The following is a 15,318-nucleotide window of genomic DNA, read 5'->3' as shown; positions in this document are numbered from 1 at the left end:
ATGCACAGTGCATATAAAGGATTGATTGGTGTCGCAGTAGGCTTTACGGCTTGGTCTTTATCTGTTGATGGAGCTTATGCTGCTGAGCTAACTTTTAATAAGTCGACAGTTAACGCGCCTTTTGAGCTAACCCACCCTATCATTGCGGCTGATGTTTTGCCGCAATCGGGTAAAGAGCTAATTGCTTTTGGCATCGATGATATGAAGCAGCGCCAAATGGCAATTTATCAACTTGTTGAAGGCGAGTATAAACTGCTACATCAATATCAACTGCCATTGGCAGTGCATAGTTTTGATATTACAAGTTCGACGACTAACGGTTTACAACAGCTGTATTTTTTATCGCAAGATGAGCTGTTATTGATGCAACCGCAACCAATTGATACATCGCTTAATTTAGCGTCTGTGGCGCAGATTAACTCTTTATCGTTTAAAGAGCGGCCAGATTTTATTAGTCGTGGTGAGTTTGTAAAAGATCTCAATGGCGATAGCCGAGATGATATTCTGATCCATGATTTTACTCAGGCACACCTTTTTCTAGCCACAGAGCAAGGTTTCAATCGCCAAACCTTACCGATTAAACCACAATCGCGCTTATTTGAAGATGGTGCGACTTACACTCAGTCAATTGTTTATATTAGTGATTTCGACCTTGATGGCTTAGCGGATATCGTCAAAATTGGCGAAGGCGAGTTAGAGGTATACAAGCAGACAGATGCTAAGGGTTTCGATCCTGTTGCACAGTATGTTTCAGTGAGCCAGCCTATCAGTGGCATAGACTGGTGGAATAAGCGAGACGCCTATGGTGAGCCACTTGATCAAAGTGAATTGATCTATCGTAAAGTTGAACACCTTAAAGATCTTAATGATGATGGCATAAGCGATATGGTGATCCGTTATACCAAAAGCACCAGCGTATTTGATCGGGTCAACGATTATGAAATCTATCTTGGTGAGCCCAAAGAAGGTCGAATTAGCTTTCCTAAAACACCTAGCAGTGTGGTGCGCGCGGAAGGAACGTTAACCGGTTTAGAGTTTGTCGATATTGATAGCGACAATAAAGATGAGGTCATGGTTGCGGGCTTTGATATTGGTGTAAGTCAAGTGGTGGGCGCAATACTGTCTGGCAGCATAGCGCAAGATGTGCATCTGTTTAAGATGGATGCTAATAGCCGCTATAGTGACAAGTCTAATGTGACTAAAGAAGTTGAACTTAACTTCAGCCTTAGCTCGGGCCAGTCGGGTAACCCAGTGGTGAAGCTTGCAGATCTCAACGGTGATGGTTTGAAAGATCTATTATTATCGGAAGATGAATCTACTTTGAGGATTTATTTAGGTAAAGCTGGCAATGGGTTATTTAGCCGTAAGGCGCAAGAGCATGAGTTACAACTACCAACTGATGGCGAAATGATCATGGTAGAGGATTTAAATGATGATGGTCGTGAAGATTTACTGATTAAGTATGGTCGCCAAGACGATAAGTCATTAGCTAATCAATTTAGGGTCTTTTTTGCTGGCTAGCTTGGGGTGCAGAGGCGAAATTCACATTAAGCGTAATATTATTTTATAGAGTTAGCGCGTTAATTTTTGTATTTCGTTTGGGCGAAAATTGTGTTTCTCGCCTCTGCTTAACAGGGTACAGCCTGTTAAATTAGTGACGAGTCCATAATTGCTTTAGACGCAAGCCGAGAGATTTTGTTTGTTGCACCATCGCGAGACGGCTTTTATTCGATTTCTGCTCATTCTGCTGCACAATCTGATACACACTCTTAGTGGTTAAACCATAGTCTTTAGCGACATCAGATAATAAGCGGCCTTTGATTTTAACTTCGTTGATAACATTAAGCTTGATAGCATCCATCGGTATTTTCTCTTTCAATTCTAATGTGTAAACATCTGCTGTTGGTGCGTTTTTGAGTGTGCTGACGCCATGCCTTTGCCAAGGTGCTTATGCTCACCTTGGTGTCACTCTTGGTCTTTTTTATTGGTTAGTTTTAATGCCCTAGAGTACTCAATATTGGGTATGCTTAAGTTGTGCCAAATTGATAAATTAATTTAAGTCATTATATTTCATGTGGTTATATAACCATGCAAGATTAAAGGGCATTACAATGGCTTTTTTGTGCACCAGTTTGGGGCGTAAATGATCAAATTTGGTGCAAATAAAGCTGTGTATTTTTAACGCACTTAAGCGCATAAGCATTGTTTAATCCGATCTGCTTTATATACTGCTAAAAAAATACAACTTATAAGTCGTCGCTTTTGCGCATCGTGAAAGCAGTTAGGAGTGGTAAATATGAGTGTAAAACGTAGTTCTGTACTGGCTGGTGGCTTAATTGCTGTTATGCTGATTTCTGGTTGTCAAACAACGAATCCGTACACCAATGAATCGCAAAATGGCAAGGCGACTAATGGGGCGCTAATTGGCGCCATTGCAGGTGCAGCGATTGGCGTGGCATCTTCAAGTAAGAGTGATCGCGGTAAAGGCGCGTTAATTGGGGCCGCCTCTGGTGCAGCATTGGGTGGCGGTATCGGTTATTACATGGATGTGCAGGAAGCTGAGTTACGTAAGCAACTACAGGCATCAGGTGTTAGCGTAACCCGTAGCGGTGATAATATTATTCTGAATATGCCAAATGATGTGACGTTTGGCGTAGATCAAACCGATTTGAGTCAACGTGCGCAGCAAGTATTAGACAGTGTCGTGTTAGTTGCACTTGAGTTTGATGAGACTAAGTTAAATGTTATGGGACACACCGATAGTTCAGGTGCCGAGTCATATAACTTAAGATTGTCGCAAGTACGCGCCAGTGAAGTAGCTAACTATTTAACTCGCCATAAGGTACCCGCTATGCGAGTTGCTGCACATGGTATGGGCGAATCAAAGCCAATCGCCTCTAATGAGACCAAGCAAGGTCGCGCAGAGAACCGTCGAGTAGAGATTATTTTAAGCCCAATGCCAAAAGCATAGATTTTTCTATTGCTCGCAAAACTTATCGGTTTGCGATAAAAGCCATCTGCGGATGGCTTTTTTGATCTTTAAGTATTGGTTTGGACTTTTTGTCTTACCTGACTGAGTAAGGCGTGATACACCTCTCGAGATTACATACCAAGTTCATTAGCAAGGGCTTAGGCATTGTGATTTGCAGAGGGATGTTTTCTCATTAGGAGTAATAATGATAGATAACCCTAATGAGTATAAAAATCATGAAAAAATGGCTGTTAGTTTCACTGTTAACCCTACCTATGGCAGTACATGCCGCGCCAGTTGAATTAAGAGCTGCTGGTAGTCTTAAAAATGCGATGACCGATATTGTTAGTGCTTATCAGCAACAAGCGCAGCAACAGGTACACGCAGATTTTGGTCCATCAGGCTTACTGAGAAAACGTATTGAAGGCGGTGAGCAAGTTGGTGTGTTCGCTTCGGCAAATATGAAACATCCGCAAACACTACAGGCTGCAGGCAAAGGCGATAATGTGGTGATGTTTGCTCGCAACCAGATGTGTGCACTAGCGCAAGCTGATGTGAAAATTGACAGCGAAGGGTTACTAGCTGTGATGCTTGACCCGAAGGTTAGAGTGGGAACATCAACGCCAAAAGCCGATCCTTCAGGTGATTACGCGTGGAAAATTTTTGCTAAAGCTGATGCGCTAAAATCAGGTGCCAAAACCACATTAGAGCAAAAGGCATTACAGCTTACTGGTGGTGCAAAAAGTGCTAAGGCGCCTAAAGGCCGTAACACTTACGGATGGGTGATGGAAAATAAGCGTGCTGACGTATTTTTAACTTATTGTACCAATGCCGTTTTAGCACAAAAAGAGGTGCAAGATTTACAAATTGTCCAGATGCCTGAGCCGTTGGCTGTCGGTGCAAATTATGGCTTAATCGTACTTGATGATGCGCACAATGATGCCTGGAAATTAGCGATGTTTATTCTGTCTGAATCGGGACAGGAAATATTAGCTGACTATGGTTTTGATGCGCCGTTAAAGCAGTAATATTAACAAGGCCGCAATTGCGGCCTTTTTTATCGCTTAACTCATTAAGAACAATGTTGCTAAACCGAGGAAGGCAAACAGGCCAATAACGTCTGTTACGGTAGTTAATACCATACCGCCTGCTAGAGCAGGGTCGATATTCATTCGTTTTAGGATCAGTGGAATGGTCGCACCAGCAAGTCCTGCAACAGTCATATTGATAAGCATAGCTCCCGCAATCAAGCCACCTAAGGCGAGATCACCTTTCCAGACCCATACTGCGGCAAATACTAAAATGGACCACAATAAGCCGTTGAGGAAGCCAATGGCCAGCTCTTTACCAATTAACCAGCGAGAGTTACTTTGGCCAATTTGCCCGAGGGCAATACCGCGGATCACCAATGCCAAAGTTTGATTACCGGCAACGCCGCCCATACTAGGTACAATGGTCATTAAAATAGCGATAGTTGCAAATTGCTCAATGGTGCCTTCAAACATGTTACTGACGGATGCTGCTAATAGTGCGGCAAACAGGTTTACCGTTAGCCATAGTGAACGACGAAAAGTACTTTTAAGCACTGGACCGAACGTATCGGTGTCATCATCCATACCGGCCATCCCCATCATTGAGTGCTCAGCATCTTCACGAATAACGTCAACCACGTCATCGATGGTGATACGTCCAAGTAACTTGTCATTCTCATCGATAACCGGGGCCGACACCCAGTCATGACGTTCAAACAGCTGTGCCACTTCGGTGTCAGACATACCTACTGGGATGGCTTCGAGCTCTGAGAACATGATTTCACGTACTGATGCATTCGGGTCGCAAGTCAAAAGATCCGCAATGCGCACGCCGCCTAAAACCCGATCACGTTTATCTACGACGTACAGCATATCGGTGGCTTCTGGTAGCTCTCCGCGAATACGCAAATAACGCAAGATCACATCGATATTAACGTCAGGTCTTAAGGTGACGGTATCGGTATTCATTAAACTACCGGCAGTGTCATCTGGATAGGACAGGGCTTGCTCTACACGTACCCGATCTTGCTTACTCATAGATTGCAACACCTGCTTAAAAACGCTATCAGGTAAGCTACGTAAAATATAAGCTAAGTCATCGGTATCCATGCTTTGAGCGGCTTTTGCAACCCGCTCTGGGCCCATTTGTGAAATAAGGGCGTCTTTGAGTTCTTCGCCTAGTTCATCAAGAATTTCACCAGTATGTTCTTGATCAATCAGTTGCCACAAAACTTGGCGGGTACGTGGTGGTGAGGATTCAAGAATAAAAGCGATATCTGAAGCCGCCATATCTTGCAACATGTTACGCACATGGACAAACATGCCGCTTCCCAGCGCTTTTGTAAGCTGATTGAGGCGTTGATCTGTTGTTTCGTTGTCTAGAACTTCAATCGGCATGTTTCCCTCACTGGGTCGTTTTAAAGGGCGCTTACTAAATGTTAAGTGCTGATGATTTGATTATGATTAGAACGCAGAAGACTTGGAGTAAGCAGTTAGCTGTCTTCGTCAAATTTAGCATCGATTAGCTGGCAGATTGCATCGAGTGCAATTTGTGCATCGGGCCCAGTCGCAACAAGCTGTACGCATTTACCCATGCCAGTTTCTAGCATTAATAAGCCTAGTACACTGGTAGCAGAAGCTTGTTTTTCACCTTGAATAATAGTGATTTCGGCATCGAACTCTGATGCTAACACCACCAGTTTTGTTGCTGCGCGCGCATGTAGACCAAGTTTATTGCATATGGTCACTTGGCGCTCAATGGTCGGCATTTTTTAACTCTCGGTGACGCGCTTGTACTTTATGCTTACCATTTTTAAAGTGAGCTGCGAGGCGCTCAGTAATGTAGACAGAGCGATGCTGGCCGCCAGTACAGCCAATCGCTATGGTGAGGTAACTGCGGTTGTTACGCTCTAGATCCGGTAGCCAAGAGCTAAGTAAATCTTCGATCTGTTTTATGAATTCATTAACCCGTGGGCGCTCATTTAAAAAGTCTTGTACCGGCTTGTCTAGACCTGTCATTGGTCGTAGATCTGGCTCCCAATGAGGGTTCGGCAAAAAGCGCACATCAAACATGAAGTCTGCTTCAGTCGGCATGCCGTGCTTAAAACCAAATGATTCGAAGTTAATCATGAGTTCTTTATCGACATTACCAAGTAAGATCTCGCGTACCTGATCGTTTAGATCATAAATATTCAAGCTTGAAGTATCTATGTAGTGATCAACGATATTAGCTAAGGGCTCAAGTAAGCGTCCTTCTAATTCGATGGCTTCTTTTAGTGAAACATTGTCATGAGATAGTGGGTGTAAACGACGTGTCTCGTTGTAGCGTTTTAGTAGGACTTCATCGCTAGAGTTTAAAAAGAAGCTTAGTAGCTCAACCCCTTCCGGCAGAAACGTAAGATGCTTAACTAACTCGGCCTTATTTTCTGGCAGATTACGAATATCTACACTGATAGCCACAAGCTTGGTATTACCAGATAGCTCTTTCAGCAAGCTGCCCATCATAGGCAGTGGCAGGTTATCGACACAATAATAGCCGAGATCTTCTAGCATTCTGAGTAACACTGATTTACCTGAACCGGATCGACCAGAGACTAAAACAAGCTTCATTGTATGATTACCTGATGAAATATGAGGTTTATGACTATCTTTAATATTGATATAGATTAACTTTTTTAAGCTCTAAAGCAAGAACTTAACAAGCTACTGCAGAAGAAATCATCTAGCTGTAATAATTGCTAAGGCCTTTAAAGATCACTTAAAGGCCCGTTTAGTAATTATTGGGTAATGACTTGGTAAAGTTCTGACTCGTTACTGGTCTTTCTCAACTGCTTAACGACAGCTTTATCATTGAGTTTTTCAGCCATAGAAGACAGTGTCGCTAAGTGTTGCTCGCACTGATCTGATGGCACCAATAGCGCAAAAAGAATATCAACGGGTTGTTTGTCGATGGCGTCAAATGGAATAGGATCTTCACATTTAACTAGCACCGCAACCGGATGTTCTATATTGGCCAGCCTTCCATGCGGAATAGCGATACCGTTACCTATACCCGTGCTACCCATTTTTTCTCGCGCCAAGAGGCTTTCAAAGATCTCTTGCGAAGAAAGGGTAGGGTACTGGACAGCGGCAATATCACTGATTAACTCCAATACCTTTTTCTTACTGCCCGGAGTGGCACAGGTAGTGCACTCCGGCTGCAGGATGGTACTTAGTTCCATCGTTAGTGTTTAGTTAGCTTCTCTTTGTGTTTAATTACCTGACGATCAAGTTTGTCGATCAGGGAGTCGATTGCGGCATACATATCCGCATGTTCCGAGGCGGCAAATACTTCGCCTTTTTTTAGGTGAATTTTCGCTTCGGCAGTTTGCTGCATTTTCTGCACATTCAAAATAACGTGCACATTATTGATCTGATCGAAATGCCGTTCAAGCTTTGTGAATTTCTCTTCTACATAGCCACGTAATGAAGCGGTAATTTCAATGTGATGTCCTGTTAGGTTGATTTGCATATATCGATCCTCCAAATGCTTTTTATTGAGTTATAAACTCTTGCGTTGGTTTGAGGGAGGGATCAGCATCGCTTCTCGATATTTAGCGATCGTACGTCTAGCAACTTTAATCCCTTGTTCAGCCAAAAGCTGCGCCATTTTGCTGTCGCTTAATGGTTTCTTTTGGTTTTCAGCAGCAACGAGCTTTTTAATAAAGGCCCTAATCGCTGTTGATGAACACTCTCCGCCATCATCGGTTCCGACATGGCTAGAGAAGAAGTATTTAAGTTCGAAAATGCCCCGTGGGGTATGCATATATTTTTGGGTCGTGACTCGCGAAATCGTAGATTCATGCATCTCAACGGCTTCGGCAATGTCATTAAGTACCATAGGTTTCATCGCCTCTTCCCCGTACTCAAAAAATCCCTGTTGGAATTTGACAATACAGTTGGCGACTTTGAGTAAGGTTTCGTTGCGGCTTTCTAAACTTTTAATAAACCATTTAGCTTCTTGTAAGTGACCACGAATAAATTGACCATCAGCTTGGTTTGTTGTGCGAGCCATTGATGCATAGTGCTGATTTACATTGATTTTAGGCATGTAATCAGGGTTTAACTCAACAACCCAACGGCCCTTTTTCTTGCTAACCGACACATCAGGAATGACGTATTCATCTTTGCTACGAGCAATCGCAAGTCCCGGTCTCGGGTTCAGAGTCTGGATTAAGCTGATCGCCTCACGTAACTCGTCTTCTTTAAGCTTAGTTTTACGCATTAACTGCCTAAAATCACGGCCGGCAATAAGATCTAAATAGTCTTTAATTAACAGCTTGGCATTATCGATATGCGGTGTATCTGCTGCATATTGAGCGAGTTGGATTAATAAACACTCGCTGAGATTGCGTGCTGCCACCCCGATAGGATCGAAGTGCTGGATGCGTTTAAGTACGGCTTCAACTTCGTCTAACTCTGTATCAGGATCGCCCATTGCCTCTAGGATATCTTCACAGCTTTGAGTGAGATAACCGCGTTCATCAATGGCGTCGATAATAGCGGTAGCAATGGCGAGATCGTTATCTGAAAATGGCGTGAGGTTTTTTTGCCACTCAAGATGTTCATATAAGCCTTCGCTAGTCTCGCCTTGAAACGGCATATCATCTTCGCGGCTAACACCTGAGCTGGAGTTGGAAGAAACGGTATACACCTCATCCCAAGTGGTATCCATCGGTAGATCATCAGGCATGGAGTCTTGGGTTAACGCATCAGAGGTCTCGACGCTAGCACTATCTTGATTGGTATTGATGTCATTGCTGGACGGATCGTCAGATTGCTCTAAATCGCCATCAGATTGCTCTTCATCTAGTTCCAATAACGGATTCGATTCTAATGCTTGTTGGATCTCTTGTTGCAGCTCTAAAGAAGACAATTGTAACAAGCGAATTGCCTGTTGCAATTGGGGAGTCATAGTGAGCTGTTGACCCATTTTGAGCTGGAGTGACGCTTTCATCGTACCGCTATTCCCTACACTGTAGTTAAACGTTAAAGCTGGCTGATCTAGCTAATAAAGCTTAAAAACTTAATAGTTTGATTTTATTCTAAATTGTAATTGCTATTAAGTTATAAGGTTTGAAACTGTGAATTAACTATAGCCTGAATTGTTCACCTAAGTACACTGCTCGAACTTGCTGGTTGTCTAAGATCTCTGCTGGCGTGCCTTCTGCGATGAGGTTTCCGTGACTAACGATGTAAGCATGTTCACATACATCTAAGGTTTCACGTACGTTGTGGTCGGTGATTAACACCCCTAAACCACGGCCTTTTAGTTGTTCAATAATTTTCTTAATATCGATAACTGAAATAGGGTCAACACCGGCAAATGGCTCATCTAACAAGATGAACTTAGGGTTAGCTGCTAACGCTCTGGCGATTTCAACACGACGTCGCTCACCACCGGATAGCGCCATACCTTGGCTATCTCGAATATGGGTGATATGGAACTCTTCTAACAGGTGTTCAAGTTGCTCTTCACGTTGCTCATCATTGATATCACTGCGTGTTTGCAATACCGCCATAATGTTGTCGCGAACAGATAGCTTTCTGAAGATACTGGCTTCTTGTGGCAAGTAACCAATGCCTTTTCTGGCGCGCAAATGCATTGGATCTAAAGTTAAATCATCATTATCGATGAAGATCTTACCTTTATCGCTTTGGACTAGACCAACCACCATGTAAAAGGTTGTGGTTTTGCCTGCACCATTAGGGCCGAGCAAACCAACAATCTGTCCGGTTTTTACGGTTAAGCTAACATCCTGTACCACGGCACGGTTTTTATAGCTCTTGGCCAGGTTGCTCGCTTTTAAAGTAATTTGGCTCATTATTGTTCCTGTTTGCTAGGCGTTTCAGGTTTATCTTCTTGATAGGTTTCAGGTTGAATAATCGTGATAACTCTATCGTCGCCTTGGCCAGTACTTTCGGCAATCAGTTGTTGCTTGCTAATGTTATAACGAATGCGGTTACCGGTGACTTGGCTACCATCTTGCTCAAGCGTGGCATCACCCACTAAAGTCAGTGTGCGGGTGGCAAGCTCGTAGCGGATCTCTTTGGCGCTGGCTGTTGCTGGGCGGCCATCGTCCATGGTTTGGGTGTAGGTTGCAGGCTTACCTGTTGCCACAAGGGTTTTACCGCTTTTATCGGCTTTAGAAAATACCCGTAGCTCATCAGCATTCATCTTAATTGAGCCTTGAGTAACTTCAACAGGGCCAAAGAAAATCACCTGGTTATTCTTGATGTCAGCTTCTTGGCTGGCGGCGGCGATTTTAACCTCTTGCTCTAGGTCATTAACCTTAGCAATGGTATTAAAACTTAACAGGCAAAATAGACCGGCTAAAATGGTTTGGTTGTATTTCATAGTGTCCTTCTACTCAGCTAATACGTTAGTAGCTGCGGTATCAATATGTGCAATATAAAGCGTATTATTTAGCTTCGTAAGTACCTTCAACTTGGCTGATAAGCTTTACACTTTGGGCATTCAGGTCGGCATATAAGCCAACACCTTGAATGACAAATTCGTTCCCCGTGACATGAATGGTGTCATCAGAGGTCATGATCATGGTATTTAAATCGAGCTCTAGATACTGCGTACTGACCGTCTGTATTGGTTCTTCAGGGCTAATAGAGTCGATAATAACATCGTTTTCTAATGTTACCTTACCGGTTATTTTATTATGGCTACCTTTTGCGCTTTTTAGTTGCCACTGGGCTTGACCGTCATCTGGGTAAATAAGATAAACAGGCTCGGTAAAGTAGGTCATGCTGGCACTATCGAAGTGCTCCATGTGCTTAGCGGTTACTTCGCTATTGACTAAGCCTTGCTCGTTATATTCAACACTACGTAAGTCATCGATGATGTAGTCGGGACGTTGACTTACGTCGATATCTAGCGCTTGTTCACTCTTTTTTGATTGCACCTGCCAGTAAAGAATCAAAGCTGTGCCAAAAAATAGGATTATCGCTAGCGTAACCCGGTTCATATGCTCATCCCGTGGGCTGATTCAAACTTATTTTGGCTGAGAAGCAATAAGTCGGTTAGCTCTCGTAATGCGCCGTGACCGCCCTTTATGTGTGTTGTCATTTTGGCGTGTTGTTTTACATATGGATGACCGTCAGCCACGCATACTGATAAACCTACCTTTTGCATTACAGGTAAATCGACCATGTCGTCACCAATGTAGGCCACTTCTTCAGGGCTAACATTGTAAAGTGACAGCAGTTGCTGATATGGAACCAATTTGTTATCTACGCCTTGGTAAATATGGGTTACACCCAGTGCAGTAAATCTGTCCTCAACAATTTGCGATTTACGGCCAGTAATAATGGCAACTTGTATGTCAGCAGATAGCACTGAGCGCACACCATAGCCGTCACGGGTATGGAATGTTTTAAGCTCTTCGCCACTATTGCTCATGTATACAAGTCCGTCAGAAAACACGCCGTCAACGTCACAGATTAGCAATTTAATCTTGCTTGCTGCTTGCCATACGTCAGCACTTATCGGGCCGTAAAATCCTTGATGCGACATATTTAGATGACTCCTGCTTTAACCATATCGAGCATATTTAATGCGCCCACAGGCTGTTGTTGTTGATTAATCACTATTAAGCCATTGATACTTTTAGTATCCATCACTTTTAATGCTTCGGCGGCTAGAATATTCTCGGTAATCGTGACGCAACCTTTGGTCATGACATCCGCGATGGAAGTCGTTCTTAGATTGACATCAGCATCGATAACGCGGCGTAAATCGCCGTCGGTGAAAATACCGACCAAGGTGTTAGTATCATCGACAACTGCCGTCATGCCTAAGCCTTTTTTAGAGATCTCATAAAGTGCTTCGGTAATACAAATATTATCTCTAACGCTTGGTAATCCATCGTCTTTATGCATCACATCACTGACTTTTAGCAGTAACTTTCTACCTAAGCTGCCACCCGGATGAGACAGAGCAAAATCATCTTGAGTAAAGCCGCGCGCCTGCAGCAGTGCAACGGCTAAGGCATCACCCATTACCAGTGTTGCTGTGGTGCTTGAGGTTGGTGCTAACCCTAGTGGGCAGGCTTCTTCAGGTACTTCAATGCAAAGGTGCAGTTGCGCCAGTTTTGCCATGCTTGATTCAGGTTTCCCTGTAACTGAAATCATAGGCAACCCCATGCGTTTTATCACGGGGATAAGGGTCAGAATTTCACTCGCTTCACCAGAGTTTGAGATTGCCAGTACGATGTCATTTTCGCTAAGCACGCCTAAATCACCGTGGCTAGCTTCGCCTGGATGAACAAAAAACGCTGGTGTGCCCGTGCTCGCTAATGTGGCTGAGATCTTATTACCAATATGGCCGGATTTACCCATGCCCATGACAATCACTTTACCAGTGCATTGCAAGATTAACTGGCAAGCTTGAGCAAATGCTGAAGAGTCGACGTACTGATACAGATTATCGAGCGCTTGTTTTTCGATGTCGATAACTTTAGTGCCCCACTGGCGTAGTTGATTTTCATCTACCATTTCTAGGTCTCTCGTTAAACTGCGTGGCATCTTGTTTTGGCTTAAGACAGAAACAAGATTGCTTGATATGCAATAAATGTAATAAGTAATACTACGCCATGCCAAGGCTTTAGCTGCTTGGCGCGTCCTGACAATAAGATCAGTACTGCCAACGCACTGCTTGTGGCAAGCACCATATAAAAGTCTCGTGTACTCGCAGCAGCATCGACTGCGCCGGGAGCAATGATCCCTGGAATGGCAAGTACAGCTAGAATATTGAATAAGTTTGAACCAACAATGTTACCGATAGCAAGATCGTCTTCCTTTTTTAAGACGCCAGCCACACAAGCGGCAAGTTCTGGTAGGCTGGTGCCCACTGCAATAATCGTTAAGCCAATAACTAAGTCTGACAGATGATAGGCTTTCGCGATGCCAACGGCACCTTGTACCATCCAGTCTGCAGATAAGGGTAATAATACCATGCCCACAACCAACCAAAAAATGGCTTTAGCAGTGGGGACATCGGCAGGAATTTCTTCAGCAGCTTCTTCAGCTAACGCATCAGTATTTTTATTGTGAAAACCGTGCCAAATCAGATAGCCCATTAAACCGATAAATAGCACCAGTAAACTAATGCCTTCGACGCGGGTTAAAAAGCCGTCATAGAGAAAGTAACCGACGATTAATGTTGCCACTAACATCATTGGAATTTCGCGCTTCAGAGTTTGTGAGCTAACTGAAATCGCTCCAAGAAGGGCGGTCACACCAAGGATCAAGGTAATATTCGCAATGTTAGAGCCAAGCACGTTACCAATTGCAGTATCAGTCATGCCCTCTAGCGATGCTGTTGCTGCAACAAACATTTCCGGAGCTGAGCTGCCCATAGCAACAATCGTTAGACCGATTAACATTGGCGGTAAGCCAAGGTTGCGAGCAAAAGCGGCAGCGCCGTATACAAACTTATCAGCACTCCAAACTAGCGCACCTAATCCGGCGACTAACAAAAAAATATTAAATAACATCGATTCTTAGTATTTGTGGGTATAACGAGGTATTTTCGCCGTAATTGAAGAAAAATGAAAGTATTGCGGCAAGATAGTCTGTATTTGGTTGTACCTATAAGGTCAATTACGTACAATTTCTCCCTTTCCGGTACGGAAAATGGATGTTTCCACTAGATATCAAATGCAGGGTGCTTGCATGACACTGACCTCGAAAACATTGGTTGAAATCCAGAATATGGCCTTTAGCCGCGGTGAACGCGTCATTTATGAAGATGTGAGCCTGTCGATCCCGCAAGGCAAAGTGACCGCTATCATGGGCCCGAGTGGTATCGGTAAAACCACGCTTTTAAAATTGATTGGTGGTCAGCTCACTCCCGACAGCGGCACTGTGTTATTTGACGGTATCGATGTACATAAGTGTGGTCGTAGTGAGCTTTTTGCGCTGCGTAAGCGTATGAGTATGCTGTTTCAAAGTGGCGCACTTTTTACCGATATGAATGTGTTTGATAATGTTGCCTTTGCACTGCGAGAACACTCTGGTTTACCTGAAGAGATTATTCGCAAAATTGTGCTGATGAAGCTAGAAGCTGTCGGTTTAAGAGGGGCTGCTCAGTTAATGCCAACTGAGCTATCGGGTGGTATGCAACGCCGTGCGGCATTGGCACGAGCAATTGCATTAGAGCCTGAAATGATCCTCTACGATGAGCCATTCGCAGGGCAAGATCCCATTTCGATGGGGGTACTGGTAAAGCTTATTCGTGAGCTTTCAGATGCACTAAATCTGACTTCTGTGGTGGTATCGCACGATGTGGCTGAGGTGCTAGGAATTGCAGATTATGTTTATGTACTTGCAGATAAACGCATTATTGCTCATGGCACACCTGAAGAGCTGCGATTAGCTGCTAACCCGCAGCTGAAGCAATTTATTGGCGGTGAGCCTGATGGTCCGGTACCGTTTCACTATCCGGCGCAAGATTATAAGAAGGAACTTCTCAGTGAGCTTGATTGATGCGGTTGCTCGCCTTGGGCGCAGTGCAATTGATTTAGTTGTAGGCTTAGGAAAAGCGGGTTTAATGCTATGGGGAGCTATAGCTCATAGACCACGCCTGCGTAAAGGTACGCCGCTGCTTATTAAGCAGTTGTATGTCATTGGTGTACAGTCGATGGTGATTATCATTGTCTCAGGCCTGTTTATTGGTATGGTGCTGGCGTTGCAGGGCTATAATATCCTTGTAGGCTTTGGCACTGAAGAAAGTCTTGGGCCTATGGTGGCGTTGAGTTTACTGCGTGAACTTGGGCCTGTTGTCACCGCGCTCCTCTTTGCGGGGCGTGCTGGCTCGGCACTGACCGCAGAGCTAGGACTCATGAAAAGTACCGAGCAGCTTTCGAGCCTTGAAATGATGGCCATTGATCCACTTAGACAGATCGTTGCACCAAGATTTTGGGCTGGCGTAATTAGCTTACCTTTACTTGCTTTGATGTTTACTGCCGTAGGCATTTATGGCGGCCACCTTGTTGGTGTTGAATGGAAAGGTATTGATAGCGGTAGCTTTTGGTCGATTTTACAAGCCTCAGTTGAGTGGCGTCAGGATATAGTGAACTGCATGATCAAGAGCTTGCTGTTCGCGATCGTTGTAACATGGATTGCGTTATACCGGGGCTATCATGTGACCCCTAATCCAGAGGGAATTAGCCGCGCAACAACGCAAACTGTAGTGCAATCGAGTCTTGCCGTATTGGCCTTAGACTTCCTACTTACAGCGATGATGTTTGGCCAGTAATTTAT

General features: G+C 44.0%; 18 protein-coding genes. 5 read left to right on the top strand and 13 right to left on the bottom strand.

Annotation, left to right across the window (positions count from 1 at the left end; translation table 11 throughout):
• Positions 1-1,521, top strand: a complete 1,521-nt coding sequence (locus tag L884_RS0105100) for an FG-GAP repeat domain-containing protein (protein WP_028766475.1) — start codon at positions 1-3, stop codon at positions 1,519-1,521.
• A gap of 130 nt (positions 1,522-1,651) precedes the next feature.
• On the opposite strand, the gene L884_RS0105095 is transcribed toward L884_RS0105100, so the two are convergent.
• Positions 1,652-1,861 (bottom strand): hypothetical protein, encoded by a 210-nt coding sequence (locus L884_RS0105095; protein ID WP_037410438.1) that lies wholly within the window; start codon positions 1,859-1,861, stop codon positions 1,652-1,654.
• Positions 1,862-2,296: 435 nt separating this feature from the next.
• On the opposite strand from L884_RS0105095, the gene L884_RS0105085 reads away from it, so the two are divergent.
• Both L884_RS0105085 and L884_RS0105080 read left to right on the top strand, forming a co-directional pair.
• On the top strand, positions 2,297-2,971 hold the full coding sequence (locus L884_RS0105085) for a YiaD family glycine zipper/OmpA-like lipoprotein (RefSeq protein ID WP_028766473.1): 675 nt from the start codon (positions 2,297-2,299) through the stop codon (positions 2,969-2,971).
• A gap of 236 nt (positions 2,972-3,207) precedes the next feature.
• Positions 3,208-3,999 carry a molybdate ABC transporter substrate-binding protein gene (locus L884_RS0105080; protein ID WP_028766472.1) on the top strand — a complete coding sequence of 264 codons (792 nt, stop codon included), beginning with the start codon at positions 3,208-3,210 and terminating at the stop codon, positions 3,997-3,999.
• A gap of 36 nt (positions 4,000-4,035) precedes the next feature.
• On the opposite strand, the gene mgtE is transcribed toward L884_RS0105080, so the two are convergent.
• From mgtE to L884_RS0105020, 12 genes are all read right to left on the bottom strand, one after another.
• Entirely contained in the window at positions 4,036-5,400 is a 1,365-nt protein-coding gene (gene mgtE / locus L884_RS0105075) for a magnesium transporter (RefSeq protein ID WP_028766471.1), read from the bottom strand.
• 95 nt (positions 5,401-5,495) lie between these two features.
• On the bottom strand, positions 5,496-5,771 hold the full coding sequence (locus tag L884_RS0105070) for an HPr family phosphocarrier protein (protein ID WP_028766470.1): 276 nt from the start codon (positions 5,769-5,771) through the stop codon (positions 5,496-5,498).
• Positions 5,758-6,612, bottom strand: coding sequence for an RNase adapter RapZ (gene rapZ / locus L884_RS0105065; protein ID WP_028766469.1), 855 nt, complete (start codon positions 6,610-6,612; stop codon positions 5,758-5,760). Before rapZ ends, L884_RS0105070 begins: the two co-directional genes overlap by 14 nt.
• 167 nt (positions 6,613-6,779) lie before the next feature.
• Positions 6,780-7,223: a PTS IIA-like nitrogen regulatory protein PtsN gene (gene ptsN, locus L884_RS0105060; protein ID WP_028766468.1), complete on the bottom strand. Its 444-nt coding sequence runs from the start codon at positions 7,221-7,223 to the stop codon at positions 6,780-6,782.
• A 2-nt stretch (positions 7,224-7,225) separates the two neighbouring features.
• Complete coding sequence (gene hpf / locus L884_RS0105055; RefSeq protein WP_028766467.1) at positions 7,226-7,513, bottom strand: ribosome hibernation promoting factor; 288 nt, start codon at positions 7,511-7,513, stop codon at positions 7,226-7,228.
• 30 nt (positions 7,514-7,543) lie between these two features.
• The gene (locus L884_RS0105050) at positions 7,544-8,998 is read right to left on the bottom strand and encodes an RNA polymerase factor sigma-54 (protein ID WP_028766466.1); all 1,455 of its coding nucleotides are present in this window, start codon (positions 8,996-8,998) and stop codon (positions 7,544-7,546) included.
• Positions 8,999-9,134: 136 nt separating this feature from the next.
• Positions 9,135-9,866, bottom strand: a complete 732-nt coding sequence (gene lptB, locus L884_RS0105045) for an LPS export ABC transporter ATP-binding protein (RefSeq protein WP_028766465.1) — start codon at positions 9,864-9,866, stop codon at positions 9,135-9,137.
• Positions 9,866-10,399, bottom strand: coding sequence for a lipopolysaccharide transport periplasmic protein LptA (lptA, locus tag L884_RS0105040; RefSeq protein WP_028766464.1), 534 nt, complete (start codon positions 10,397-10,399; stop codon positions 9,866-9,868). The genes lptB and lptA overlap by 1 nt, the downstream gene beginning before the upstream one ends.
• A gap of 64 nt (positions 10,400-10,463) precedes the next feature.
• Positions 10,464-11,021: an LPS export ABC transporter periplasmic protein LptC gene (lptC, locus tag L884_RS0105035; RefSeq protein WP_028766463.1), complete on the bottom strand. Its 558-nt coding sequence runs from the start codon at positions 11,019-11,021 to the stop codon at positions 10,464-10,466.
• Positions 11,018-11,569, bottom strand: coding sequence for a 3-deoxy-manno-octulosonate-8-phosphatase KdsC (kdsC, locus tag L884_RS0105030; protein ID WP_028766462.1), 552 nt, complete (start codon positions 11,567-11,569; stop codon positions 11,018-11,020). Before kdsC ends, lptC begins: the two co-directional genes overlap by 4 nt.
• A gap of 2 nt (positions 11,570-11,571) precedes the next feature.
• Positions 11,572-12,549 (bottom strand): KpsF/GutQ family sugar-phosphate isomerase, encoded by a 978-nt coding sequence (locus L884_RS0105025; protein WP_028766461.1) that lies wholly within the window; start codon positions 12,547-12,549, stop codon positions 11,572-11,574.
• Between the two features lie 41 nt (positions 12,550-12,590).
• Positions 12,591-13,550: a calcium/sodium antiporter gene (locus L884_RS0105020; RefSeq protein WP_028766460.1), complete on the bottom strand. Its 960-nt coding sequence runs from the start codon at positions 13,548-13,550 to the stop codon at positions 12,591-12,593.
• A gap of 178 nt (positions 13,551-13,728) precedes the next feature.
• Between L884_RS0105020 and mlaF the strand changes: the two genes are divergently transcribed.
• Both mlaF and mlaE read left to right on the top strand, forming a co-directional pair.
• Positions 13,729-14,541, top strand: a complete 813-nt coding sequence (gene mlaF / locus L884_RS0105015) for a phospholipid ABC transporter ATP-binding protein MlaF (RefSeq protein WP_028766459.1) — start codon at positions 13,729-13,731, stop codon at positions 14,539-14,541.
• Positions 14,528-15,313, top strand: coding sequence for a lipid asymmetry maintenance ABC transporter permease subunit MlaE (gene mlaE, locus L884_RS0105010; protein ID WP_028766458.1), 786 nt, complete (start codon positions 14,528-14,530; stop codon positions 15,311-15,313). The genes mlaF and mlaE overlap by 14 nt, the downstream gene beginning before the upstream one ends.
• The last annotated feature ends 5 nt before the right edge of the window (positions 15,314-15,318 follow it).

It is taken from the genome of Shewanella fidelis ATCC BAA-318, from assembly GCF_000518605.1.
In the GTDB taxonomy this organism is placed as follows: Bacteria; Pseudomonadota; Gammaproteobacteria; order Enterobacterales; family Shewanellaceae; genus Shewanella; species Shewanella fidelis.
The sequence above is the reverse complement of the archived record's forward strand: the minus strand, read 5'-3'. Positions and strand labels throughout refer to the sequence as shown.

Excerpts from the sequence above, each read along its gene's own strand:
- L884_RS0105100 (WP_028766475.1), top strand. The coding sequence starts at position 1 with ATGCACAGTGCATATAAAGGATTGATTGGTGTCGCAGTAGGCTTTACG.
- L884_RS0105095 (WP_037410438.1), bottom strand. The coding sequence starts at position 1,861 with ATGGATGCTATCAAGCTTAATGTTATCAACGAAGTTAAAATCAAAGGC.
- L884_RS0105085 (WP_028766473.1), top strand. The coding sequence starts at position 2,297 with ATGAGTGTAAAACGTAGTTCTGTACTGGCTGGTGGCTTAATTGCTGTT.
- L884_RS0105080 (WP_028766472.1), top strand. The coding sequence starts at position 3,208 with ATGAAAAAATGGCTGTTAGTTTCACTGTTAACCCTACCTATGGCAGTA.
- mgtE (WP_028766471.1), bottom strand. The coding sequence starts at position 5,400 with ATGCCGATTGAAGTTCTAGACAACGAAACAACAGATCAACGCCTCAAT.
- L884_RS0105070 (WP_028766470.1), bottom strand. The coding sequence starts at position 5,771 with ATGCCGACCATTGAGCGCCAAGTGACCATATGCAATAAACTTGGTCTA.
- rapZ (WP_028766469.1), bottom strand. The coding sequence starts at position 6,612 with ATGAAGCTTGTTTTAGTCTCTGGTCGATCCGGTTCAGGTAAATCAGTG.
- ptsN (WP_028766468.1), bottom strand. The coding sequence starts at position 7,223 with ATGGAACTAAGTACCATCCTGCAGCCGGAGTGCACTACCTGTGCCACT.
- hpf (WP_028766467.1), bottom strand. The coding sequence starts at position 7,513 with ATGCAAATCAACCTAACAGGACATCACATTGAAATTACCGCTTCATTA.
- L884_RS0105050 (WP_028766466.1), bottom strand. The coding sequence starts at position 8,998 with ATGAAAGCGTCACTCCAGCTCAAAATGGGTCAACAGCTCACTATGACT.
- lptB (WP_028766465.1), bottom strand. The coding sequence starts at position 9,866 with ATGAGCCAAATTACTTTAAAAGCGAGCAACCTGGCCAAGAGCTATAAA.
- lptA (WP_028766464.1), bottom strand. The coding sequence starts at position 10,399 with ATGAAATACAACCAAACCATTTTAGCCGGTCTATTTTGCCTGTTAAGT.
- lptC (WP_028766463.1), bottom strand. The coding sequence starts at position 11,021 with ATGAACCGGGTTACGCTAGCGATAATCCTATTTTTTGGCACAGCTTTG.
- kdsC (WP_028766462.1), bottom strand. The coding sequence starts at position 11,569 with ATGTCGCATCAAGGATTTTACGGCCCGATAAGTGCTGACGTATGGCAA.
- L884_RS0105025 (WP_028766461.1), bottom strand. The coding sequence starts at position 12,549 with ATGGTAGATGAAAATCAACTACGCCAGTGGGGCACTAAAGTTATCGAC.
- L884_RS0105020 (WP_028766460.1), bottom strand. The coding sequence starts at position 13,550 with ATGTTATTTAATATTTTTTTGTTAGTCGCCGGATTAGGTGCGCTAGTT.
- mlaF (WP_028766459.1), top strand. The coding sequence starts at position 13,729 with ATGACACTGACCTCGAAAACATTGGTTGAAATCCAGAATATGGCCTTT.